We start from the raw sequence: 23,208 nt of genomic DNA on the forward strand, positions 1-23,208 counted from the left end.
ATTCGGCCTATTTGCTAGTGTACGTAACCCTTCAGGCTCGAAAGCACTAGGCAAGTGGTTCGAAGCGAGCGGTGAAGAAACGTAAAACAGGCGGTTCGTAAACCATTTCCAAGCCTTTGATGGAGTCGCGTTTTTGATACAGTTCAATAACCGATTCGGCAACAACATCCATATGGGCATAGGTGTAAACACGGCGCGGAATGGTTAAGCGGACAAGCTCCAGTTTAGGATAATGGTGATTGCCATCTTTGGCACGGCCTGCCGAAATGATACCGCGCTCCATGCTGCGCACGCCGGATTCCAGATAGAGCTGGGCTGCCAGCATTTGCGCCGGGAACTGATCCTGGGGAATATGCGGCAGGAACTGACGGGCATCTAAGAATACGGCATGACCGCCAATGGGTTTTACAATCGGCACACCGGCTTTTTCCAGCTTTTCTCCCAAATAACGGACTTGGCCGATACGGTGCTGGATATAATGGAAATCAACAGATTCGTACATGCCGCGAGCCATGGCTTCCATGTCGCGCCCGGCAAGACCGCCGTAGCTGGGCATACCTTCAAAAACAACAACCAGCTCGGTGGCTTTTTGATACAGTTTCTCGTCATTAAGAGCCAGGAAACCGCCGATATTGACAAGGCAGTCTTTCTTCCCGCTCATGGTAGCACCGTCGCCATAGCTGAACATTTCTTTCACGATAGCGGCTATTGACTTTTCCTGATAGCCTTCTTCGCGTTCCCGGATGAAATAGGCATTTTCCACACAACGGGTGGCATCAAACATCACCTTGATATTATGCTTGTGAGCCAAGGCAGAGACTTCGCGCAGGTTCTGCATGCTGACAGGCTGGCCGCCTGCCAGGTTAACGGTAACGGCTACGCAGATATACGGGATGTTTTCGGCGCCGACACGGTCAATCAGGCTCTGGAATTTATTTAAATCAATATTGCCTTTGAAGGGATGGTCGGCTTGGGAGTCATGCGCTTCATCAATGATCACATCGGCAAAGCTGGCTCCGTTCATTTCCTGATGCGCCCGGGTTGTAGTGAAGTACATGTTGCCGGGAACCCAATCGCCAGGCTTAATGGTAATCTTGGACAAAATATTTTCCGCACCGCGCCCCTGGTGGGTCGGCACTACATATTTAAAGCCATAAAGCTCGCGTACGGCGGCTTCGAGATTATAAAAATTAACGCTGCCTGCATAGGCTTCGTCGCCAAGCATCATGCCGGCCCATTGGTTATCACTCATGGCGGTGGTGCCGCTGTCGGTGAGCAGGTCAATATACACATCTTTGGAATTAAGTAAAAAAGTATTGTAGCCGGCTTTTTTAATGGCTTCTTCCCGCTGTGCCCGGCTTGTCATTTTGATGGGTTCAACCACCTTAATCTTAAACGGTTCGGCGATAGTTCTCTTTTCCATGAATAAATCCTCCTTCTGAATATAAAACGTTGGTTGGAAGCAGATCTTGCCTTCGCCCTATTATATTGCAAGATGCATGCCAACCCAAAAAAGAAGGATTTATAAGAAAAATCAAGCATTTCGTAATCTTTTGTTTACAAGATGGTTTACACTGTTGCTCTTGGTTTACAGTTTTTCGCCAGGGAATTCACTGCCCTTACCGGGACTATCCGGCCATAACCCATGCTTTTTCATTTTTTTGATAACAGCGGTATGGGACAGCCCCAGTGCCGCTCCGGCCCGCCGCGAAGAGCGAAACCGCTTCATGGTTTCCCGTAAAATCTCACGCTCTACTTCAGCCACACGCTCCTCCAGCGTCTGATAGGTTTCAAATTGTACTTTTACCGGCTTGTTATCTGTAGACTTTTTCCCGATATGCAGATGCTCCGGCTGAATTTCCGGGCCATCCACCAGATTAACCGCCCGTTCAATAATATTTTCCAGTTCCCGCACATTGCCCGGCCAGGAATAGGCCTGCAGCTTCTCCCGGGCTTCGGCCGAAAAGCGATATACCGGCGACTGCAGTTTGGCGGCAAACCGTTTGAGAAACTGTTCGGCCAGCAAGGGAATATCCTCGGCACGTTCTCTTAACGGCGGCAGAAACAGCGGGATAACATTCAAACGGTAATACAGATCTTCCCGGAATAATTGCCGTGCCACCATATCTTCCAGGTCACGGTTGGTGGCGGTGATAATCCGCACATCCACCGGCAGCTCACGCGAACCGCCCAGCCGGCGAACACGTTTTTCCTGGAGCGCACGCAGCAATTTTGCCTGGAGATGCACCGATATTTCCCCGATTTCGTCAAGAAACAGCGTGCCGCCGTTAGCCAGTTCAAACAGGCCGGGCTTGCCGCCTTTGGCCGCCCCGGTAAAAGCGCCTTCTTCATAACCGAATAATTCACTTTCCAGCAAAGCTTCAGGAATGGCGGCACAGTTAACAGGGATAAAAGTTTGTTTGGCCCGTGGCGAATCACTGTGAAGCGCCCTGGCAAACAGCTCCTTGCCGGTACCGGTTTCACCGCGGATAAGCACGGTGGAGGAACTGCCGGCATAACGCCGCGCCTGCTCCAGTACTTTTTCCATCGCCGGACTGACACAGGAAATATCCCGGAAGGTGACAGGCAGGGAAGCGGTAAGCTTCTGAATCATTTCCCGGACATCCCGGCTATCGCGCAGCATGACGACCACCCCAACCACCCCGCCGGCATCATTGCGCAGCGGGCGGGTGCTGACAACACAATAGCCGCCAATGCTGTCAAGGAATACTTCCCGGTTGCGGAAAGAGCGGCCCTCCTGCAGCGTGCGGGTAATAAGCAGGCTATCTGCCAGCTGACTGGGCAGAGGCTGCTCCAGCCCATTGTCGTCCAGCCCAAGAATACTGGCCGCCGCAGTATTGCATTGTTTCAAAATGCCAAGCTCATTCACCGCCAAAACTCCGTCCTGTACAGAAGCCAGGATAGCATCCAGCTGCTCGGCCCGTTCCTTCGACGGCATGTACGAAACCTCGATGACTTTGTATATTCCGTCCACCTGTTGCAAGGCATGCATCAATTCTTGTTTTTGCTCATCATATACGGTCTGGCATTTCAGGTACACAGCCCCCCGCTCCATCTCAACCGAAGCAATATTTATCCCCGATTCGGCCAACACCCGGGAAACATCCAGCAAGAGGCCCACTCTGTCCGTACAAGGCATACATAAGCGCATAAATACCCCTCCCCTCACAGCAAGCACATAGCGCACTTTATTTTCCATGATACCATATTCTGGCGGTAACCAACATAACTTGTTACAAATAAATTTGATAAATATCTTCCACTAGGAGACAGGGTAAGTCTTTCTGCTTTGCAGCAGAAGCGTAATTCCATTAATCTGCATAGATAGAAGGAAGCCCGGAATAGGTATAATATGGTACTGAAACGGCTGACTGCAAATATCAGGAAGGGGAACGGATAGTTTTTGGCGAATTGTGGTATTCATATAGGCAATATGTTGTTGAAGGAGTGTGAAGCATTTGGGACAGAATGAGCAACTAAAAGCTGTTTTTCCCAGTGAGGCAGATATTCCGGAGCCATTTCGGCTGACACAACCGGTACAGCAAAGGCAGTATCTGGCTGACGGTGAGCTCAAACGGTGGGAAGGTCCATGCCAGGAGGTCATTTCGCCGGTGCAGGTGCAAAAAGACGGCACCCTTCAGCCGGTGATTCTTGGCTGTTATCCTGTCCTGAATGAGAAAGAAGCCCTGGAAGCCCTGGAGGCTGCCGTCAGGGCCTATGACAATGGCTGCGGGCTGTGGCCTACTATGCCGGTGGAAGGCCGAATCCGCCATATGGAGCTGTTTGTCCGCAAAATGCTTGAAAAGCGGGAAGAAGTTGTCAGACTGCTCATGTGGGAGATTGGGAAAACATTGCCCGATTCGGAAAAAGAATTTGACCGCACGGTGGAATATATCCGTGATACCATCGAAGCACTCAAGGAGCTGGACAGAACCTCCTCCCGCTTTACCATCGAGCAGGGAATCCTGGCCCAGATCCGCCGCGCCCCGCTAGGGGTGGTACTATGCATGGGCCCCTACAATTATCCGCTTAACGAGACCTTTACTACCCTGATTCCTGCTCTCATTATGGGGAATACGGTAGTCTTCAAACCGCCCAAGCTGGGGGTATTGCTGCATTATCCGCTGCTGGAAGCCTTCCGCGAGGCTTTTCCGCCAGGCGTAGTCAACACCGTATACGGTTCCGGCCAGAAAGTGGTGGGCCCGATTATGCGTTCCGGCAAAATCAATGTACTGGCGTTTATCGGTTCCAGCACGGTGGCCGACACCCTAAAACAGCAGCATCCCAAACCGCACCGGCTGCGCAGTGTACTGGGGCTGGAGGCCAAAAATGCCGCGATTGTACTGCCAGACGCAGATATTGAGCATACGGTCGAGGAAATCCTGGCCGGGTCATTGTCATATAACGGGCAGCGTTGTACCGCACTGAAAATGTTGTTTGTGCATAACCGGATTATCGATACCTTTATGAAACAGTTTGCCGCTAAAGTAAACAGCCTCAAACTAGGCATGCCCTGGGAACCCGGAGTCAAAATCACGCCACTGCCGGAAGCAAACAAAATCGGGTATTTGCAGGAACTCATCCAGGACGCAGTCGCCCACGGAGCCTCGGTTGTAAACCCGGACGGCGGAGAAAATGCCGGTTCCATTGTCAAGCCTGCCATCTTGTATCCGGTCAAGGACACCATGCGGGTCTACGCGGAAGAGCAATTCGGGCCGGTGGTACCCATTGCCGGCTATGACGATATTCAAGAGCCCATCCGGTATGTTATTGAGTCCAATTACGGACAACAGGTCAGTATTTTCGGAACAGCCCCGGATTTGATGGCCAGTCTGATTGATCCGCTGGTCAACCAGGTCTGCCGGGTGAATATCAACAGCCAGTGCCAGCGGGGACCGGACAGCTTCCCGTTCACCGGCAGAAAAGATTCGGCAGAAGGCACCTTGTCGGTAACAGACGCTTTGCGGGTATTCTCCATCCGGACCCTGGTAGCCGCAAAAACCACACCAGCCAATAAGCAGTTAATTACCGAGATTGTCAGAGGAGATAAGTCCAAATTTTTATCAACCGATTTCCTGTTATAGCAGCCCAATAAGGCGGGAATACCGCTTGTCATGGCAAACAACAATTTACATTTGTTGCCCCAGTCTATGCACCGGGGCAACAAACCAAAAGAAGCCTGAAACAGCACCTTAGGTGCTGTTTCAGGCTTCCACCATTCTGCGTTAGATTCTAAACTGCCGGACAGCCTGCTGGAGTTCTTCCGCCAACCGGGATAAAGATTGGCTTGAAGATGCAATTTCCTGCATGGATGCCGACTGTTCCTCTGTCGCGGCCGATATATTCTGCGACTGACCCGCAATCTCCTTACTGACGGCAGCAACTGCTTTAATGGCTGCAAGCACCTGACTGCTGGCAGCAACCGACTGATTCAGCCCGGCGGCTATAGCGCTGCTGATCTGAGCCACCTCTTTAACATGGCGTTCAATTTCGGTAAAGGCTAAGCCGGCTTTATCAACAACCGTCGTTCCTTTTTGCACCTCTTCCGTACCGGCAGACATAGCCGCAACAGCCTGCCCGGTTTTACCCTGAATCTCAGCAATCAGCTCCGAAATCTGCTTGGCCGCCTCCTGTGATTGTTCAGCAAGCTTGCGCACCTCTTCCGCAACCACAGCAAATCCCCGGCCTTGTTCCCCGGCACGCGCCGCTTCAATCGCGGCATTTAAAGCCAGCAGATTGGTTTGTCCCGCAATAGCGGCAATTGTTTCGACAATTACGCCAATCTCCTGGGATCTGGTGCCCAATTCGGCCACAACAGCTGCCGAATCATTGACGGTATTTTGAATTCGATTCATCTGGAGGATAGCATTTTCCACAGCCTTACTGCCGTCATTAGTGGCAAGTACCGCCTGGCTGGTTATATCTGAGGCAAGTTTAGTAGCCTTGGCCCCTTCCTGGGAGCCACTGGCAATGTCCTCAATTAAGGAAAGTACATTGGCCACGCCTGAGGTTTGCTGTTCGACACCGGCACCGGTACTGGCACTGGCGGCAGCAACCTGGTTTGCGGCCTGCGCGGACTGTTCGGCGCTGGCATTCAATTGCTCGGAAGAGGCGCTAACCTGTTCAGTCGCCTCCGCAACCTGGAGCATCAAGGTTCGCAGATTTTTGGTCATCTCCTCAAAACTGCGGGCCAACCGCCCGATTTCATCATTAGAATCCAGGTTCATTTTCGTAAGTGTAAGATCACCGGCGGCAATCCGGGTGGCTTCCTGCACCAGGCTTTCGATCGGGCGCAAGGTTTTAAGCAAATACCGCCAGCCAATGACACCTACGAAAATAAGCCCAATTCCCAATGCAGTGAGCATCCACAGCAAACTGCTGAAAAACCCGGCCTCAAACTCACTTGTCGGCAGAGATACGATGGCAAACCAGTCTGTCCCCTTGACAGGGACAGCGAGAGCTACCGCTTCATGTCCGCGCAAGTCGGTATAGTTAAGCAGCCGTCCGGAACTGCTGCTTAACTGGGCTGCCAGTTCCTCCGGAATTTTTTTCTGCTCTTTGATGATTTCCCGATCAGAATGCGCAATCATTGTGCCGTCATGGGCAACAATGACCGATACCCCGGTTGAGCCAACCTTGACCTGAGCCAGATAGTTCTGCAGGGTTTCCAGATTGACCGCCTGCAGTACCATCCCCGTCAATTGACCGTTGTCACCGATTACCGGCTGGGTGACAATTACCGAAGGGACACCGGTAACCCTGTTGATAATGATATCGCTAATATGCGATTTTTTATCCGCCATAGTATCTTTGTAAAACTTCCGGTCTGAGAGATTATCCCCGATGACTTTGGCATCATAAGGAGCAATGGCTATCCTTTTACCGGCAGTATCCAAAAAATTCAGCCTGTCAATTCCCCAGGCGGCACCGAAATAGGTGTTGATCTTGGTCTGGATACGAATTTGATCGCCGGACTGCAAGTCACTGTCCTGCTGATATACCTTGCCGCTTTTTTCAAAGGAATTAAATAGATCTGTAACCTGTCCCGCGAGCTGTGTTGCCTGGTTACCCATAGTAACTTCCGTACTGTTCAGCGTCTGCTGGTATAAAACGTACATGCCTGAACCGGCAATAATCATACCTACAACCAACAGGGAAACTATGAGCAGTGTAATGGTTTTAGTTCTAATCGACATACTTCTCCCCCCCTAAAAAAAATCTATAACTAAAATATAAGACCGAATCCTCGCACAGAGGTTGTTCAGTCATAATCAGTCATACTATATCATACACTCTTACCATTTTATACAATAATATCTATTATTGTCAAATAATCCTGTGAGATACGGGGGAGGGTGAATAGCAGCAGTCAGTGCCGGCAGGAGCCGTTCTGCGCACCGGCGAAACTAAAAAGGGGGGAGCATATCAGATTATTGATATGCTCCCCCGCGAAATTCCTTACTCCATTATTTTGCCTGCTGACCCAGCCCTGGTCAAAACGCGTCTTTATCCGAGAGTAGTCCGTTTCGGCAATAATCCCGCCCCTTCCGGCAAACTATATCGGATTCATTCCCAGACCCAGAACTTCGTGTTCATAGCCTTTGATGGGAGCTCCCATATTGCCATACAAAGCTACGGAAATCCATTCACCGTCGTCGCCCTTGTCTGACAGGCGTTTTCCCCGTACAATGCTGAATAGCAAACCGGCACTGCGCAAAATAGCGCCAAGCCCGTCCTGCCCCCGGCACATACCGCTGTAAGCTTCCAGCACCGAGTGATAGAGCGCATGTTCCTCACGGTAACGCTGATCAATCAGCCCCTCTTTTTTTGCGGCGGTTTCCACTGCCGCAAAAATTTTGGCTGAATCCATAGACCCCACTTTACCTCTTAACAGCCGGTAGCCGCACTCCTGTCCCTGCTTGCATAGGCTGTCTTCCGCCCCGCCGGGATACATTACAAGTAAAACTGCCATTTTTCCGATACTGATATTTCGGTCTAAGTTTATCATAATATGTTCGTTCCTCTCCCATATAAGTAGCAATCCTCAACCATCCTTGCGATAAAGGGAAATACCGGCAGATATTAATATATTCTTAGCAGGCCCACAGCGCCTTCAGCGGCAGCTACCAGTTCTCCGCCAGCAATCAAGCGATAAATGCTTTGGATATCGGGGGCCGGTATCCTGTCTTCGTCCAAATGGGAAACAGCCTGACGCACAACCCGATGGGCGGCACCGGTTCCGGTCCCGGGAACCAAAGGAGCCAAAAAGTCAATCCCCTGAGCGGCTGCCAGACATTCAATTGCCAGGATATACCGCACATTCTCAAGAATTTCCCGCGCCTGCCGGGCGGCAATTGTCCCCATGCTTACGTGATCTTCCTGGTTAGCAGAGGTCGGAATGGAATCAGCGCTGGCCGGATGCACCAGAACCTTGTTTTCCGATACCAGGGAAGCTGCCGTATATTGGGTAATCATCAGCCCGGAATCCTCGCCGGGGTATGCTGTCAAGAAGGGCGGCAGCTCACTTAAATGCGCATCCAGCAAACGATTGGTGCGCCGCTCAGAAATATTGCCAAGCTCCGCAAGTGCCAGCTTCAGGTAATCCATCACCAAGGCGATAGGCTGGCCATGAAAATTACCGCCGGAAATAGCTTCGCCGGTATCAGGCATAATCAGCGGATTATCGGTTGCCGCATTGATTTCCACCAGCAAAGTTTCTTCCACCCGTCTTAGCGCATCTTTTGACGCTCCATGAACCTGGGGCACGCACCGCAAGGAATAAGCATCCTGAACTTTATCGCAGTCGGCATGTGATTGGATAATCGGACTATTGGCCGTCAGGCGCAGCATATTGTTGGTTGTCGCCACCTGACCGGCATGTGGCCTGACCTGGCTGATCCGGGGATCAAAGGCCGTCCGAGTTCCCCGCAGCGCTTCTACACACAAAGCGGCAACAATATCTGCGGCTTTCATCAGAGTAACGGCGTCCTGCCAAACCATACAACCTACCGCAGTCATAATCTGAGTACCGTTAATGAGGGCTAAGCCTTCTTTCCCTCCCAGTGTTACCGGCTGAAGACCACTGTGGGCCAAAGCTTCCGCACCGCTCACCAGTTTTCCTGCCACAAATGCCTGCCCCTCACCCAGCATTACCAGCACCATGTGGGACAAGGGTGCCAAATCGCCGCTGGCGCCTACCGAGCCTTTGGCCGGGATAGCCGGATAGACCCGCCGGTTTAACATCGCAATAAGCATCTCCACAGTGGAAAGCTTAATCCCCGAATAGCCCTTTGCCAGCGAATTGGCCCTAAGCAGCATGGCTGACCGCACAACATCCTCCGGCAGGTATTCCCCCACACCGGTAGCATGACTTACAATCAGATTCTTCTGTAGTTTTTCCCTTTTTTCTTTAGAAATAAAGATGCGGCTAAAATCACCAAACCCTGTGGAAATACCGTATACCGGACTTTCCTCTTCCAAAATTTTATCAACAATTTTGCGGCTGGCTACGATCTGTTCGCGCCCTTCATCATGCAAACCTACTTGCTCATATCCCCGTGCTACCTTTACCACTTCATCCAGTGTCAATGAATATCCATCTAATAGTACCACTATTTTATCCTCCTACTGCTTATTCAGCTTTATTATATTTATTTCTGTTACTTGGTATTACTGCGGCCGGCAACAAACCGGCCAGCGGAGTTTGGCTGCTTTGCACATACTGTTAAAATAATACAAAAAGAGAGTAAACTCATTTTTGAGTTTACCCCCTTATATCTCATAACTTTGGGCAACCGTTTTATTTAACTGTTACTGGTTTTTAGTTTATGCTTTTTAGATAGGGTTCATCCCCAGCCCGAGCACCTCATGCTCAAAGCCTTTCATCGGAGCCCCCATATACCCATACATGGCAACAGCAATCCAGTCTCCGTCATCGTCGCCGCCCGGCTCCTTAGGTCCCCGGATTACGCTAAACAACAGACCGGCGCTGCGCAATACATTGCCTAACCCCACATGTCCCCGGCAAATACCGTGGTAGGCCTCCAGAATACTATGGTATAAGGCATGTTCCTCCCGGTAATTATCGCCTATAAGTCCCTCTCTTTTGGCGGCCGTTTCTACAGACGCAAAAATTTTAGACGAATCCATAGAGCCAACTTTACCTTTGAAGGTACGATATCTGCCCTGTATACCCTGCTGCAAAAATTCCGCTTCTTCGGCACCCGAATGCAGAACCAGCAAAACCGCCGCTTTACCTAAACTCATCATCGGATTGCCTACAACTTTCTTCAGATTTGCAGTCCTTACCACCGCGCTCTCATGTCTCATATCTGCGGCAGCATTCTATTTGCATGATAAGCTGGATTATGGCAAAAGTCAAGCAAAAAGTCAGGTGTACAATCTACCCGCATTGCTGGTACCCAAGCCACAGAACAACAAGCCAAACAGGAGCTTTCATCCTTAGCATGTTCGGACACTTTGTTTCCCCCTCTTTTTATTATCGTTTGCCAGTGGTCCATGATGTTTCAGAAGCCCTGCTGAACCTGTCTGAACAAAATAAAAAGAGGCAAAACTCAAAAAGAGTTTTGCCCCCTAATATCTAATAGCTGTAGGCATTTATCTATTATTGATTCAATTTTCGCAACTGCAACTATATTGTAGATTATATGAAATATTTTGTCAACTATTTTTCTTTTGCCGCTGCAATGCCGCTACTATCATATTTTTGCTGCGTTTTTCTTAGAATTCAATTACGGTGCCAACAAAGGCGGGTATAAATTTTTTGCCGAAGCAGGCTCTTAATTCGGCCATCATCTCAAAACCGGTACAGTGATTGGCGGCGACAAAATCAGGAGAATATTGTGCCAAGGTTGTTAAGCTGATTTCTTGCTGGGTGGGCAAAACCGGACCCAGGTGAGTTCCACCGATCCAACCTGCCAGACGGGTTTGTCCGGTTATTTGAAAACCTCTGTTCAATGTATTAACCAGTCCGGAATGGCTGCAGCCGCCGATAACCACTAACCCTTTGTCACTCGCATAGTAAAGGGCGGTGTCATCAGGAATCTCGTCCTGGCAGTCACAACCTGTTTTATCACAAACAACCAGCTTGGTATCCCCTTTTTCAAAAGCAGTTGTTCGCGGCATACTGCCGCTAAACCATAAATTGGGTGCTATCTCAACCGGCTCATTCTTGAATTGCCACTCGGCTCCCAGGCTAATACTTTCCTCTTTTGTAAAGGGAATGCCAATGTGTTCCCGTCCCTCACCGGAAACCGAATAACGTTCACCAAATATCCGGGTATGGGCATAGATAGGAATGGGTTTACGCCGGTGTCTGAGAATGTGTGGCAGCCCGCCGGTATGGTCGTAATGTCCATGGCTAATCGCGATAGCATCCAGCTGCAGCGGGTGAACACCAAGCAGGCTTAAATTATGGACAACAATAGCTGATTGACCTGCATCAAGCAGCAGTTTGCGGGAATTCATTTCTAATAAAAGCGACAGGCCATGCTCACCGAGAAAGGGCTTTTTGGCACTAATGGGGACTGAATTATCAACAACAACAGTAACTTTTATCATAGACACCTCCTACTAATTAAATAGTTAACCGACAAGCTGACTGAAGATTAGCAGCGTAACAAGTCCGACAACGGACGCAATGGTAGTGGACAGGGTATAGGTTCTGAATAAGTCGCTCATGGGCATGCCGAAGTATTCTTTCACAAACCAGAACCCTGGGTCATTGACATGGGAAAAGCCGATGGCTCCCGTACCGATGGCAACTGCGACGAGGGCTGTATCAATTCCGGGATACAGCGGCAATAACGGCACAACCAGCCCCACTGCCGTAATCATGGCAATCGTTGCGCCGCCTACGGCGAAACGCATGATGGCGGCTACACTCCACGCAAGAATCAGCGGGTTAATCTTCCAGGACATGAGCAGCGATTTAATGGCATCCCCGATACCGCTATCCATAAGGATTTTATTAAACGCGCCGCTGGCACCGATGATGAGCAAAATAGCTGCCATCGGACCAATAGCCGTTTCACTCAGCTTCTGGATTTTTTCCATATTCATGCCCCGGTTGAGGCCCAGGGTCCAATAGGATAAGATCACAGCCAGGAATAGTGCGGTGACAGGATCACCAATAAAGTTTACATACACCATACCTGGATGTGCTTTTCCGAGAACAAATTCCAAAACCGTTTTTGAAATCATCAGCAATAAGGGAAATAAGATGGTAAACAGCGTAATGCCGAACGGGGGCAGTTTTTCATCAGGAGTAGGCTCTGCCTGGCAGAGATGTTCCGGCGGATTCAACTTAAATTTGTTGCCAACCAGTTTCCCAAAAACAGGACCTGCCAGAGCTGCCGCCGGTAAGCCGACAATCAGGCCGTAAAGAATGACTTTACCAACATCTGCTTTTAACCCTACAGCAACCGCCATGGCTGCCGGATGGGGAGGAACGATGCAGTGAACAGTCAGCAGGCCGATTATCATGGGAATGCCGACCATTACCAGCGACATGCCGGCTTCAATAGCAACGCAAAACAGTAACGGCATCAATAATACAATTCCTACCTGAAAGAAAACCGGAATCCCGCAGATATAGCCAACAAGCATCATTGCCCAGTGAGAATTCTTTTTACCCAAAGCCTGTATCATAGTGCGAGCCAGTCTTTCGGCGCCACCTGATATTTCCATCATTTTGCCAACGATGGCCCCGAGAGCCAGAATAGGTGCCAGCATCCCCAGGAAACCGCCCATTCCCAGTTCAATAGATTTGAGCATCTTATCCAGAGGCATTCCTGTTGCAAATCCAATAAACAGACAAGCGGTCAGCAGTGCAACAAAAGCATGAACTTTGAGTCGAATCGTAAGAAAAATAATTAATGCAATCGCTAGCAAGAGAACAACCATCATTAAACCTGTTGTACCCATAGTTACCTCCTTATTATTATAATTTTGCGGTATTGACTGTAAAAGAGCACAAAGCCGCTTTCATTCAGCCGTGAAATTCTTTCCCAATCTCACCGCATCCTTTATAATAATAGTAGGCCTTTATAGCATTTATTTCAATTATCTGAAAAAGAGAACTTTCATGTGAAAATTATAGTTTTTTTGTGCAAACAGTACAAAGAGAGGTAATGTTATGATTATACCGGAAAGTTTGGGACAAAGAATTGTCGACACAACCATGCGTTTGGTTCACCGGAATGTCAACATTATGGACAGGGACGGCACGATCATTGCGACCGGCCATCCACACCGCTATCGGACACTGCATAAAGGGGCAAAAGATGTTATAGAAACCGGCACTATTATCGAAATATACCCGCACGAATTGGCGCTTTACCCCGGTGCCTTACAGGGAGTTAACCTGCCTATTGTATTCGATGACCAGGTCGTAGGGGTTGTTGGGGTGTTCGGTCATCCTGATGAAGTTCGGAACATCGGTTTTCTGGTTAAAATGATTACAGAGTTGATTCTGGAAAGAGACCTTGTACAAAGGGAAATGCGCACCAAAACCCGGTTACGGGAACAATTCATCGAAGCCTCGGTGCTCAAGCCTGTTACCGAACTGTTGCCCAAACTAAAGCGGCTTGCAAAAAACCTGGAAATCGACCTTCTACAACCGCGAACAGTCATGATCATTGATGTTTCCGTCGTATTACAGAAATTAACGCTAGAATATGGTTCATCTGAACTGGTAGTGGAACGCGTGGAAGATATCCTCTTTTCCTGCATTGAAACCGGCAAATTATTGTCTGAACAGGATATCGCTTGCTTAATTGGCGATCAGCTCATAATTCTTAAGACCACGATAACCACAGACCGGTTATGCCAAAACAATTCTGCGGCTGAACAATTGGTAACCTTTTTGGCAGACGCAATTGGAGGACCACTGACTTGTGGAGTAGGAGCTGTCGCCCATGCGGTTACACAATATCATGTATCCTATAAGCAAGCCCATTTTTGCCTGCGTCGTTGCAGCAAAGATCAATCAATCATACAAATATCAGCAAAAGATATCCTGGTACACCACGTCCTTTGCGAAGCGCTTAGCGGCTCCACACTGTCGGCAATAAGCACATTGCAGGAGAAATTCCATCACATGATTACCAGCAACAAAGAAATTTGCAGCACACTGTCCGCACTTTTTGCATGTAACCTGAATATTAATGCTGCCGCCAGCATGCTTCACATCCATCGGAACACCTTGCTGTACAGACTAAACCGGCTTGAAGCTGAAACCGGGCTGGCTCCCTGCCATTCTGTGGATGATATGATAATCTGCCGCCTTTTGCTGCTGCTGGTAGACCAGAACAAAGTAATACCTTAAACCAATTTCATAAAGCAAAACACCTGTTATATACCCTGCAATCCGGCAGGCAAACATTCCGCTTAACTAATCAGCAGCAAATCGTGAGCCCAGCTCAGGGATTCCCGATATGCCTGCAAAACATCCTTCTCCTTAATTCCGATTTCCCTTACATACAGGGAATGTGCTTCCCAATCAGCCTCTTCATAGCTTTTGATTAATTTGTATAGAAGGAGCAAGCGATTATTTCTCGTTTCAAGAAGTGCGTGCTTAATCTCTTCATCAAGGGATATTTCCTCAAGTATTTCTTGCAAGGGCCGGTCAAGCAAAGCGTCAATATGCGAAAACATCCCCATGAGAAAGGCATTGTTAATCTTTTGTTGCAGAACTTTACCAGATGCCAGGCTTTCTGCAAACCGTGCCCTGATAAGTGAACTCAATATTAATTCTCCGGGTTTATCATCAGCGACATTCTTTAATGCAATTATGGATATCCATTTTGCCACTTCTTTTTGCCCTAACAGTGTCAAAGCCTGCCGCAAAGAACTAATCCTGTTTCTAAAACCAAACAGGGGAGAATTAATAAACTTTAATAATTTATAAGATAAGGAAACATCCCGTTTTATAATGCTCTCAATCGTATTAAATTCTAATTCAGGTTTATGGATTTCCTGTAAAATTTGCAAATGATTCATTTTATACTCAGGCAGAGTTTTCGAAGACATCATTAACGGTTTGCAAAAGAAATATCCCTGGAAATAAGAAAATCCCTCTTTTAATGCCAGTTGGAACTCCTCATGTGTTTCCACTTTTTCAGCTAAAAACTTAATTGGATACTGCTTACACCGCTCAATTAAATCTAAGCGTTCCTGGTGCGAGGTGCTCAAAAAATCCACTTTAATAATGTCTGCCAATTTAATGAATGGCTCGTAGACCGGTTTAAAGATAAAGTCATCCAAAACTATTAAATACCCTTTGCTTTTAAGCTTTTTGCAGGCACTGACAATATTTTCGTCAGGAAAAACATCTTCCAGTATCTCCACAGCAACCAATTCCTGTGGCAAGAGTGAGGGTATATCATTTATCAGTGAATTTGCTGTAAAATTTATAAACGCCCTTTTGCCGGCAGTTAAAGTCTCAATTCCAAAAATTAAAAAACTGTTGTTTATTACTTTAGTTGTTGCCTGGTCGCCGTCTAAGGCCGCGTAAACATTACTGAAATCATTACGGAATAATAACTCGTAAGCAAAAACCTTTTGGGTTCGGTTAAAAATTGGCTGACGCGCTACATATACCGTTTCCTGCACCATTACAAATACCTCACTTTATCATACTGTCGATTTTAACAATCATGTTTTTGTGAGAATGATTCTTACATAAGTTATTTTCGATGTTGTCAAGTTAATTATAGTTTTGTCTGAAAAATATTACAATATATTGCATAGGAAAACATTTCCCCGATAAATCACCAAATATTATCCTCTAAAGATAATGCTTTTTTAATTCAATGAAAATTTACAGAAAACGTAAAAAAAGAGACGGTTATTTCCACAATAACCGTCTCTTTGCGTTCCCTGGTATGCTTTTACTTAAACAAATTTATGTTTAAATTGGCTATGCAGTAAGAATCCGGATAATACAACCGTAACAATCTCGGCAATAGGCACCGTCAGCCAGATGCCGTGAATCCCAAACAGCAGCGGCAAAACAACAATGCCGATCGCGATCCAGATAATCCCTTTGTTCAAAGCAATGAGCACCGCCTTTTTCGGACTGCCAATAGCGGTAAAATAACCGGCTGTAACGATATTTAACCCATTAACCAGGAAGGCAAACGCATACAGTTTTGCGCCATACACGGCAAAAGCAAGCAATTCTTCATTACCGTCATTAAAGAATAACGCAATGACTTCTTTGCTAAAAACAAAAATCGCAATAAAAAATCCTATGCCAATCACAATAGCCGCAGCGGCAACAAGCTGTAATGCCTTTTTTACCCGTTCCAGCTGGCGGCTGCCATAATTATAGCTGATAATGGCTCCCACACCGTCAGACAGGCCAATCAGTACATTATTGCCAATAAACGCCAGATAGCTAATAACAGTAAAGGCAGCTACCCCCATTTCACCCACATAACGCATCAGCGTAATATTAAATAAAAAAGTGGTAATCCCTGTACCCAGTTCGCTCAGCCCTTCTGATGAACCGCTATAAAGAATATGTCCGGCAGCCTGTTTATCAAAACTACCGGCAAACGGTTTTAGCCCGGCTTTTTTATAGAAAAAAGGCAAAGCTGCCATACCACAGGCAATACAATAACTAATACCGGCAGCCAGCGCCGCTCCGGTAATGCCTAATGACAATTGAGCCAGAAACAGCCAGTTCAGCAGCATATGGCTGCTGATGGCAACTACCAGAGCCAGCATGGCATACACAGGCATAGCCATGGTTTTCAGGACATAATCGAACACCATCATCATCGCCAAAAAAGGCAGAAATAACCCTAAGCAGCGAATATAGGCGGCTACCTGCGGCATTAAATGCTCATTCGCACCTAAGGCATATGCAATCGGTTGAGGAAAGGCCACGGCAACCGATGCAAACAGCAGTGAAATGCTGCCGGCAAGCACCACTGCCGTCGTAAAAGCAGTATTGGCTTCCCCGGCATGGCCTGCCCCCAATTTTCTGCCAATCATACTTTGGGCACCAATGCCAATAACCACACTAAGGGCAAACAAAAAACTGCTGAAAGGCATCGCTATATTAACGGCAGCCAAAGCGTCAGCCCCTATATAGTGTCCTACAAATAATCCGTCCACAATCGTATTCAGGCCTAAAAACAACATGGCCGCAATCGTCGGAATACTATATTGAAAAAACAACTTACTAACACTTTCTGTCCCCAAAATATTTTCTTTCATATATCTCACCCCACTCAAAATAATAAACCTTGGAGTAACTCCAAGGTCAAGTAGAGTGTAAAAATATCCAAATTTCGTAGTAATCCAGACTGTCTTTATGAACACTGGCCAGATACCGTCCAAGCAAGGGCCCCTCCACTTGCCTGCCCTGCTCTTGCAGCCAAGCCAGTGCTTTAACCAATACCGCAGTTTCCCGTCCGGAATAATCCGTCCCCAGTACCGTATACAGACATTCTTTTGCCGGTAAAGCAGCAAATTGCTGCTGTTCAGCAATCTCCAGCTTGCTGAGAATCTCTTCCTCAAAGCTGATTCCAATCTGCGCCGAATCAAAACTCTGCCTGCTCAGCAGCTCGTCCTGCGGCAGCAGTAAGGTGTAGCGAACATTATGCAGCCAACTCCGGTCCGGCTTTTTGTACTGACGAATGATCTGAAGCATATCCTCCTCTTGTACTCCCCAGAATTTACACTTAAAAGCAGGTGCCGGCACCAGCGAAAATTTGCCAAGCTGTTGCTCACAGAGTTCATACTGGGCAATCATTTGCGCCAGCAGTGCCCGCTGCCTGACCAACGCTTCGATTCTCTCCGCAACAAGCCTGTCATTTTGCAGCAGCAGTTGTTTGATATCACCGAGATCCATCGTTGTTACCATCGGCCGGATATCCTTAACAGCTACCTCCATGCTGCGGAAAAGCAAAATATCCATAAGAAGCACAAGATCATCATAGGAATAATACCGGTAACCATTGTCACCATGCCTTCCCGACGAAAATAGCCCCGCCTTCTCATAATAGCGCAGCGTATCGGTTGACACATCGAACAGTTTTGCCATTTCACCAATCGTCCATGTATATTTCATCTCTTACCACCTTGGGACAAGGGGACAGGTCCCTTGTCCCACTTTTCCTCCAGCTATTACGCGTTTCTATATCCCCGTTATGCCAGCTTAAGTCCTTATTATATACTTTCTTGTACTTTCCCCTGCCATATTACTTCATTATACTGCTTTTTAATTAGCTGTTGTAATCGTATGATATAAGCTCTGGTTTATTTTTCTCTCTGGCTGTTCTTGGCATTTTATCATCTTAGGCCTAGTATACCATTCTTCCATTTCAGGGACAAGGAACCTGTCCCCTTGTCCCTAATAATTATTTAGAATATTTACTTTATTTACTTTAAATTTCATTCCAATTTCATCCAATTTATAATGGACTCATAATTATAAACTGCCCACAGGCAACGGATTGATTCCATTTTGCGCTTGATAAAATGCGAAAGGAATGGTTACTATGGTTTCTTTATCCACCTTGCCTTTACATGCAGCCGGGCGGCCAACCACCATGGCGCCTAACGCCATGGTGGTGACGCCGCACTATCTTGCCTCACAAGCAGCCCTTCAAATCCTCGAAAATGGCGGAAATGCTGCAGAAGCAGCCATTGCCGCCGCTGCGGTAGTGAATGTCGTCTATCCTCACATGAATACAATCGGCGGAGACAACTTCTGGCTTCTTTATGATGCCAAAAACCAGCGGCTAAAAGCTTTAAACGCCAGTGGCCGGTCCGGCGAAAAGGCGACTATCGAGCTGTATAAAGCCCTGGGCCTGGGTAAAATCCCCACCAGAGGGTATCTGGCAGCGAATACGGTTCCTGGCGTAGTTTCCGGCTGGTGGGAGGTTTATAACTATTCACAAAAGAATATGAACGCCTCGATGTCCTGGGCAAATCTTTTAGAGAAATCGATTAGTTATGCCGAGAATGGTTTCTCGGTTACGCCAAACCAAGAGTATTATACAAAAGTTAATATTGATAAAACAAACAATGAAATTCGCGATCTTGGACGTTTTGACGGCTTTAGGAAAACCTTCCTGAAACCTGATGGCAACATTTATTATGCAGGTGAGCTTTTTAAACAAAAAGATCTGGCCAACACCTTAAAGATCATTGCCCGCAACGGAGCAGACGGCTTTTATAAAGGTGAAATCGCCGCAAAAATCGTTGCCGATCTTACAGCAAACGGGGGAATTTTGACGTTAGAGGATTTTGCCTGTCACAGGGCCGACTGGGTGGAAGCCATTTCGACAGATTACCGCGGCTATACAGCCTACAACCTGCCGCCTAACACTCAGGGCATAGCTTCTTTATCCATTCTGAACATCCTGAACAACTTTGATCTGGCCTCAATGACGGAAGGCAGCGCCGATTATTATCATTTAATAATCGAAGCCACGAAACAAGCTTTTGCCGACCGCGATAAATGGGTAACTGATCCGGACTTTGTCAGCATACCGGTTGCGTCTCTGCTTGCAAAAGAACGCGGGACCGAACTGGCCGCCAGAATCGATCTGCAAAAAGCTGTCATAGAGAAAAATCCACTTGATCCGAAAGGTGATACCATCTGGATCGGAGTTGTCGATAAAGCCGGCAACGCCGTCTCGCTAATTCAAAGTATCTACCACGACTACGGTTCCGGGATTGTTGCAAAAGATACCGGTGTATTGCTGCAAAACAGAGGCAGTTTCTTCTCGCTGGACCCGAACCATATTAACCGTCTTGAACCCCGAAAACGCACCTTCCATACTTTAAACCCGGCCATGCTGTTCAAAAACAACCAGCCTTACCTCATTTACGGCACTATGGGCGGTGAAGGTCAACCCCAGACTCAGGCTGCCCTTGTAACCCGGATTGTTGATTTTAATTTTAGCGTCCAGGCGGCTATTGAAGCACCTCGCTGGCTGCATGGACGTACCTGGGGCGCTGTTTCCAATGATCTAAAAATCGAAAGCAGAGTCCCGCAAAATGTGATAGATGAACTTTCAAACCGCGGCCATCCTGTCAAAGTAGTAGACAGTTATAGTGACATAATGGGGCATGCCGGCGCTATCCTCATCAACTCCAATACCAACATCAAATACGGCGGCGCCGACCCGCGCAGCGACGGAACGGCAGTCGGTTACTAAAGATATATGCACCTTCCTCCTCACAGACGCCAATGGGCAGTGACTTGGGACTAGATATCCTGTCAGTTAATTTTGAGAAACCTCGCATGCAAAGCTAAAGAAGATTGCCTTATTATGTCTATTATAAAGGCAATCTTCTTATTTTTTCCTTGCACTTACTTTCGCCGTTATATTAGCAGGAATATCAGAATATATGTCAGCGCTTGTGCATTCTTAGGATCAAGTTAAATTGCCTTGTCGCCGTTTCTTGTTACTTTAAGAAGCTGGTTAGAACACCCTTTTGAACTGCACCGTCCCGGTTACACCTTCCCGTTTCCCGGCATATCCCTGGAGACCGAGTTCAAGTGTGTTGCTGCTCGCCGGGCGACTTTTGAAGCTCATGCCAAGCTCAACAATACCTGTGCCGCCCTTCAAGCTTGGCGCTTCCAGGTCTAAACCATAGACGCTGCCTTTAGCCTTGCCGTCAAATTCGTATTCATACGCCAGTCCCACATAGCTGGCTCTTTTGCCGTCAGGCTTTTCCTGGCTCAGCCGCACCCCACCCCGCAGACGGCTGGAGTCAACACCGGCGAAGCTGAACGGTTCGCCTGCCACTCTTACATCACTGCCGTTTTGGTGTGTCCAGAAATATTTGGCGTAGTAATCCACCGTCTTACCGCCCTCGGTTTTAAGCTTCCCAATGCCGATGTGTGCGCCATAATAGCCGGAGTTAGTGGTGTAGGAAGCGTTATTTAAGTCGCCGCTGCCAAAAGTCGTCCGGCTTTTTCCGCCCCGCACCGAGCCTTCCAGGTAGCGGCCGTCCGGCGTGTCATGCCGGAGGAGTGCCCCTAAGCCATAGTAGCTGGTGTCGCCGTCGCCACGGACGCTGGGCATATTGGCAAAGCTGTTGTAGGTATCATAATTGCCCCTGCCTGCCTCCAGAAAAAGTCCTTTGACCAACGAACCGTTCTCTATATCACGTTTGGTGACAAAGCCAGTCATGAGGGAGGTGCCGTCCACATCAGCATGCGAACCTGTTTTATAGCGGGATGAACCGCTGGAGACCGCGCCGAAAGAGGCAATATTTCCATTGGCTGCCTTAGCTTTTGCTATAGCGTCAGCCATTCCCGTTCCGCCGGCAAGGTCAGCGCCCTGGTTCACAAACGCCATATTGGCGGCATATCCTTCGACTAGCGCCTTAGTCTGGGGGTTCACGCCGGCAGATTTTACGGTTGCGGTCAGAGCTGTACCCGCAGCCTCAAGGCTGAAGTCATAAAGTATCGAAATACCTGACCGGACATTGGTCGCAGTGTAGCTGCCCGGAGCATTTTGCGTGGAACTGATCAACGTAACTGTATTGCCGGGAGCCAGGAGAATGCCGCCCTCCATGCCAGTAATAGCGACATGAGTGCCCGCAAGGTCTGTCTGGCTGTTGGTAACGGTAAGAACAGTACCGCCATTCTTGAGGGAGGCAGGCAGGAAGAAGTTATAGTTTTGGAATTTGTTAACATCATATAGCGTTCCCCGGAAGCCGTTGACGTTCAGGGTGTTGCCGGCCGAAGTGCCGCTGAAGCTGGGATTGGTCCAGCCGCCGTAAATAGAAGAGGTGGTCGCGAGTTGCGCATGGCGGTCAATGGTAACGGTATTGTCATTGGCCGAACTGATGTCGCTAAAACCGCCGTATATCCTGCCGTTAACCATACCACCTGTCAGCAGTACGCTGTTGCCTGTGGCCGAACCGTTACTGCTCGAACCGCCGTAGACTTCCCCGCCTACCGTGCCGCCTGCAATAACCACTCTGTTGCCTGTGGCAGCGCCGCCGGAGTCGCTATGTCCTCCATACACATTGCCTGCAACCTGCGCCACGCCAGCAACCAGAACGTTGTTATTGCCAGCAGTGCCGCCCGCTCTGCCGCCAATGACCCAACGAACCTGCGCATCACCGGAAATCACGGCCCTGTTGCCTGTGGCATCAGCGGAAACCGACGAGCCTCCGTATACGTTGGTGACGCTGCCGCCGCTCACGGTTACAGCGTTATTTTCCGAATTACCGGAAATGCTAAGTCCACCGTCCAGATGTCCGACAGAATGATCCAGGGCATTGTCATGAATCACGCCGCCGGACATGTACGCTTTGTTGCCGGAAACCAGACCCGTATCGCTCCAGCCTGCTCTGGCCGGGCCGCCCAGTATGTCACCGCCGGTAATGAACAGTTTATTGCCCGTCACCGGGCCATTGGTACTTTCCCCCGCATCAACACAATTGACTACGGCGGAACCGCTAATGGTTACCATATTGCCGGACGAAGTGCCGTCTTTACTATAGCCGCCTAACACCCAGCCGTTGGCCAGGGAACCCAAACCGTCGCCCACAGTGCCACCGGTAATGACGACACTATTGCCGACTGCGTCACCGGCAGCGTTGGCAGATCCGCCACGCAATTGCGTCAAAACAGAGCCGCCGGACATTGTTATTTTGTTGTCGGTGGCGTTTCCGTTGAGGCTTATGCCGGCGATAACAAATCCCTGAATTGTGCCGCCGGAAATAGTTACAGTGTTATAGCCGGCTCCAAAGCCGCCGGTGCCAGCGGCGTCATAACCGCCATAGAAGTTGTTTGACACGGCACCGTTTTTAAAATATACGCTATTGCCGGTTACTGCCGCGCTGTCCGAAAGGCCGCCGAAAACCCGCCACGGATCTGTGCCGGTTGTATAGTCTACAGTGACAGTATTGCCGGACACACCGGGTGGGATCAGACTGGGCGAGCTCGCGCCGCCGATGGGCGCAGTCTGTAAATCCGCCCCGTCGCCGGTGTACGTGATACCAGCAGCACCGCCAGCCGCCGGTGCACCGAAAATTACACAACAGGCCGCAAACGCGGCTGTATTCCTGATGAGCATGCGTTTTAAAACCGCCCGGTATTTGGAAACCAACATACCGATTGCGTGTTCTGACAATTTAAGCATACTACCTCACCCTCTCAAATTATCTTTATTATTCTCATTA

General features: G+C 48.5%; 16 protein-coding genes. 4 read left to right on the top strand and 12 right to left on the bottom strand.

The genetic code is table 11. From position 1 onward, the window contains the following. Window positions 1–46: 46 nt before the first annotated feature. On the bottom strand, window positions 47–1,423 hold the full coding sequence (locus GT1_RS10375; RefSeq protein WP_075757964.1) for a tyrosine phenol-lyase: 1,377 nt from the start codon (window positions 1,421–1,423) through the stop codon (window positions 47–49). Window positions 1,424–1,588: 165 nt separating this feature from the next. Next, a complete protein-coding gene (locus GT1_RS10380; RefSeq protein WP_188398645.1) occupies window positions 1,589–3,172 on the bottom strand; it encodes a sigma 54-interacting transcriptional regulator in 1,584 nt (527 codons plus the stop codon). Between the two features lie 307 nt (window positions 3,173–3,479). Here GT1_RS10380 and GT1_RS10385 point away from each other — a divergent pair, with 307 nt between their 5' ends. Continuing rightward, complete coding sequence (locus GT1_RS10385) at window positions 3,480–5,105, top strand: NADP-dependent glyceraldehyde-3-phosphate dehydrogenase (RefSeq protein WP_188398646.1); 1,626 nt, start codon at window positions 3,480–3,482, stop codon at window positions 5,103–5,105. A 141-nt stretch (window positions 5,106–5,246) separates the two neighbouring features. On the opposite strand, the gene GT1_RS10390 is transcribed toward GT1_RS10385, so the two are convergent. The 4 genes from GT1_RS10390 to GT1_RS10405 all read right to left on the bottom strand — a co-directional run bounded on the left by GT1_RS10390 (window position 5,247) and on the right by GT1_RS10405 (window position 10,350). Next, complete coding sequence (locus tag GT1_RS10390; protein ID WP_188398647.1) at window positions 5,247–7,217, bottom strand: methyl-accepting chemotaxis protein; 1,971 nt, start codon at window positions 7,215–7,217, stop codon at window positions 5,247–5,249. A 359-nt stretch (window positions 7,218–7,576) separates the two neighbouring features. After that, window positions 7,577–8,029, bottom strand: coding sequence for a HutP family protein (locus GT1_RS10395; RefSeq protein WP_075757968.1), 453 nt, complete (start codon window positions 8,027–8,029; stop codon window positions 7,577–7,579). Between the two features lie 74 nt (window positions 8,030–8,103). Next, the gene (gene hutH / locus GT1_RS10400; RefSeq protein WP_188398648.1) at window positions 8,104–9,633 is read right to left on the bottom strand and encodes a histidine ammonia-lyase; all 1,530 of its coding nucleotides are present in this window, start codon (window positions 9,631–9,633) and stop codon (window positions 8,104–8,106) included. A 222-nt stretch (window positions 9,634–9,855) separates the two neighbouring features. After that, complete coding sequence (locus GT1_RS10405) at window positions 9,856–10,350, bottom strand: HutP family protein (protein ID WP_284708108.1); 495 nt, start codon at window positions 10,348–10,350, stop codon at window positions 9,856–9,858. Window positions 10,351–10,388: 38 nt separating this feature from the next. On the opposite strand from GT1_RS10405, the gene GT1_RS10410 reads away from it, so the two are divergent. Then, window positions 10,389–10,625 carry a hypothetical protein gene (locus tag GT1_RS10410; RefSeq protein ID WP_188398649.1) on the top strand — a complete coding sequence of 79 codons (237 nt, stop codon included), beginning with the start codon at window positions 10,389–10,391 and terminating at the stop codon, window positions 10,623–10,625. Between the two features lie 136 nt (window positions 10,626–10,761). Here the strand turns inward: GT1_RS10410 and GT1_RS10415 are convergent, their stop codons facing one another. Beyond that, complete coding sequence (locus GT1_RS10415; protein ID WP_223226167.1) at window positions 10,762–11,601, bottom strand: MBL fold metallo-hydrolase; 840 nt, start codon at window positions 11,599–11,601, stop codon at window positions 10,762–10,764. 24 nt (window positions 11,602–11,625) lie between these two features. Continuing rightward, window positions 11,626–12,966, bottom strand: a complete 1,341-nt coding sequence (locus GT1_RS10420) for a gluconate:H+ symporter (RefSeq protein ID WP_188398650.1) — start codon at window positions 12,964–12,966, stop codon at window positions 11,626–11,628. Window positions 12,967–13,177: 211 nt separating this feature from the next. Between GT1_RS10420 and GT1_RS10425 the strand changes: the two genes are divergently transcribed. Then, window positions 13,178–14,368: a sugar diacid recognition domain-containing protein gene (locus tag GT1_RS10425; protein ID WP_188398651.1), complete on the top strand. Its 1,191-nt coding sequence runs from the start codon at window positions 13,178–13,180 to the stop codon at window positions 14,366–14,368. 62 nt (window positions 14,369–14,430) lie between these two features. Here the strand turns inward: GT1_RS10425 and GT1_RS10430 are convergent, their stop codons facing one another. The 3 genes from GT1_RS10430 to GT1_RS10440 all read right to left on the bottom strand — a co-directional run bounded on the left by GT1_RS10430 (window position 14,431) and on the right by GT1_RS10440 (window position 18,124). Further along, entirely contained in the window at window positions 14,431–15,657 is a 1,227-nt protein-coding gene (locus GT1_RS10430; RefSeq protein ID WP_188398652.1) for an EAL and HDOD domain-containing protein, read from the bottom strand. 279 nt (window positions 15,658–15,936) lie between these two features. Further along, entirely contained in the window at window positions 15,937–17,268 is a 1,332-nt protein-coding gene (locus tag GT1_RS10435) for an MATE family efflux transporter (RefSeq protein WP_188398653.1), read from the bottom strand. 46 nt (window positions 17,269–17,314) lie between these two features. After that, window positions 17,315–18,124 carry a MerR family transcriptional regulator gene (locus GT1_RS10440; RefSeq protein ID WP_188398654.1) on the bottom strand — a complete coding sequence of 270 codons (810 nt, stop codon included), beginning with the start codon at window positions 18,122–18,124 and terminating at the stop codon, window positions 17,315–17,317. Between the two features lie 430 nt (window positions 18,125–18,554). Between GT1_RS10440 and ggt the strand changes: the two genes are divergently transcribed. After that, window positions 18,555–20,222, top strand: coding sequence for a gamma-glutamyltransferase (gene ggt / locus GT1_RS10445; protein WP_223226168.1), 1,668 nt, complete (start codon window positions 18,555–18,557; stop codon window positions 20,220–20,222). 267 nt (window positions 20,223–20,489) lie between these two features. Here the strand turns inward: ggt and GT1_RS10450 are convergent, their stop codons facing one another. Continuing rightward, the gene (locus tag GT1_RS10450; RefSeq protein ID WP_188398656.1) at window positions 20,490–23,168 is read right to left on the bottom strand and encodes an autotransporter outer membrane beta-barrel domain-containing protein; all 2,679 of its coding nucleotides are present in this window, start codon (window positions 23,166–23,168) and stop codon (window positions 20,490–20,492) included. Between the last annotated feature and the right edge of the window lie 40 nt (window positions 23,169–23,208).

This window comes from Sporomusa sp. GT1 (genome assembly GCF_014634905.1).
In the GTDB taxonomy this organism is placed as follows: domain Bacteria; phylum Bacillota; class Negativicutes; order Sporomusales; family Sporomusaceae; genus Sporomusa; species Sporomusa sphaeroides.

Coding starts and splice junctions, on each gene's coding strand:
- GT1_RS10375 (WP_075757964.1), bottom strand. CDS start 1,423: ATGGAAAAGAGAACTATCGCCGAACCGTTTAAGATTAAGGTGGTTGAA.
- GT1_RS10390 (WP_188398647.1), bottom strand. CDS start 7,217: ATGTCGATTAGAACTAAAACCATTACACTGCTCATAGTTTCCCTGTTG.
- GT1_RS10405 (WP_284708108.1), bottom strand. CDS start 10,350: ATGAGACATGAGAGCGCGGTGGTAAGGACTGCAAATCTGAAGAAAGTT.
- GT1_RS10440 (WP_188398654.1), bottom strand. CDS start 18,124: ATGAAATATACATGGACGATTGGTGAAATGGCAAAACTGTTCGATGTG.
- ggt (WP_223226168.1), top strand. CDS start 18,555: ATGGTTTCTTTATCCACCTTGCCTTTACATGCAGCCGGGCGGCCAACC.
- GT1_RS10395 (WP_075757968.1), bottom strand. CDS start 8,029: ATGATAAACTTAGACCGAAATATCAGTATCGGAAAAATGGCAGTTTTA.
- GT1_RS10425 (WP_188398651.1), top strand. CDS start 13,178: ATGATTATACCGGAAAGTTTGGGACAAAGAATTGTCGACACAACCATG.
- GT1_RS10450 (WP_188398656.1), bottom strand. CDS start 23,168: ATGCTTAAATTGTCAGAACACGCAATCGGTATGTTGGTTTCCAAATAC.
- GT1_RS10430 (WP_188398652.1), bottom strand. CDS start 15,657: ATGGTGCAGGAAACGGTATATGTAGCGCGTCAGCCAATTTTTAACCGA.
- GT1_RS10435 (WP_188398653.1), bottom strand. CDS start 17,268: ATGAAAGAAAATATTTTGGGGACAGAAAGTGTTAGTAAGTTGTTTTTT.
- GT1_RS10410 (WP_188398649.1), top strand. CDS start 10,389: ATGGCAAAAGTCAAGCAAAAAGTCAGGTGTACAATCTACCCGCATTGC.
- GT1_RS10380 (WP_188398645.1), bottom strand. CDS start 3,172: ATGCGCTTATGTATGCCTTGTACGGACAGAGTGGGCCTCTTGCTGGAT.
- GT1_RS10420 (WP_188398650.1), bottom strand. CDS start 12,966: ATGGGTACAACAGGTTTAATGATGGTTGTTCTCTTGCTAGCGATTGCA.
- GT1_RS10415 (WP_223226167.1), bottom strand. CDS start 11,601: ATGATAAAAGTTACTGTTGTTGTTGATAATTCAGTCCCCATTAGTGCC.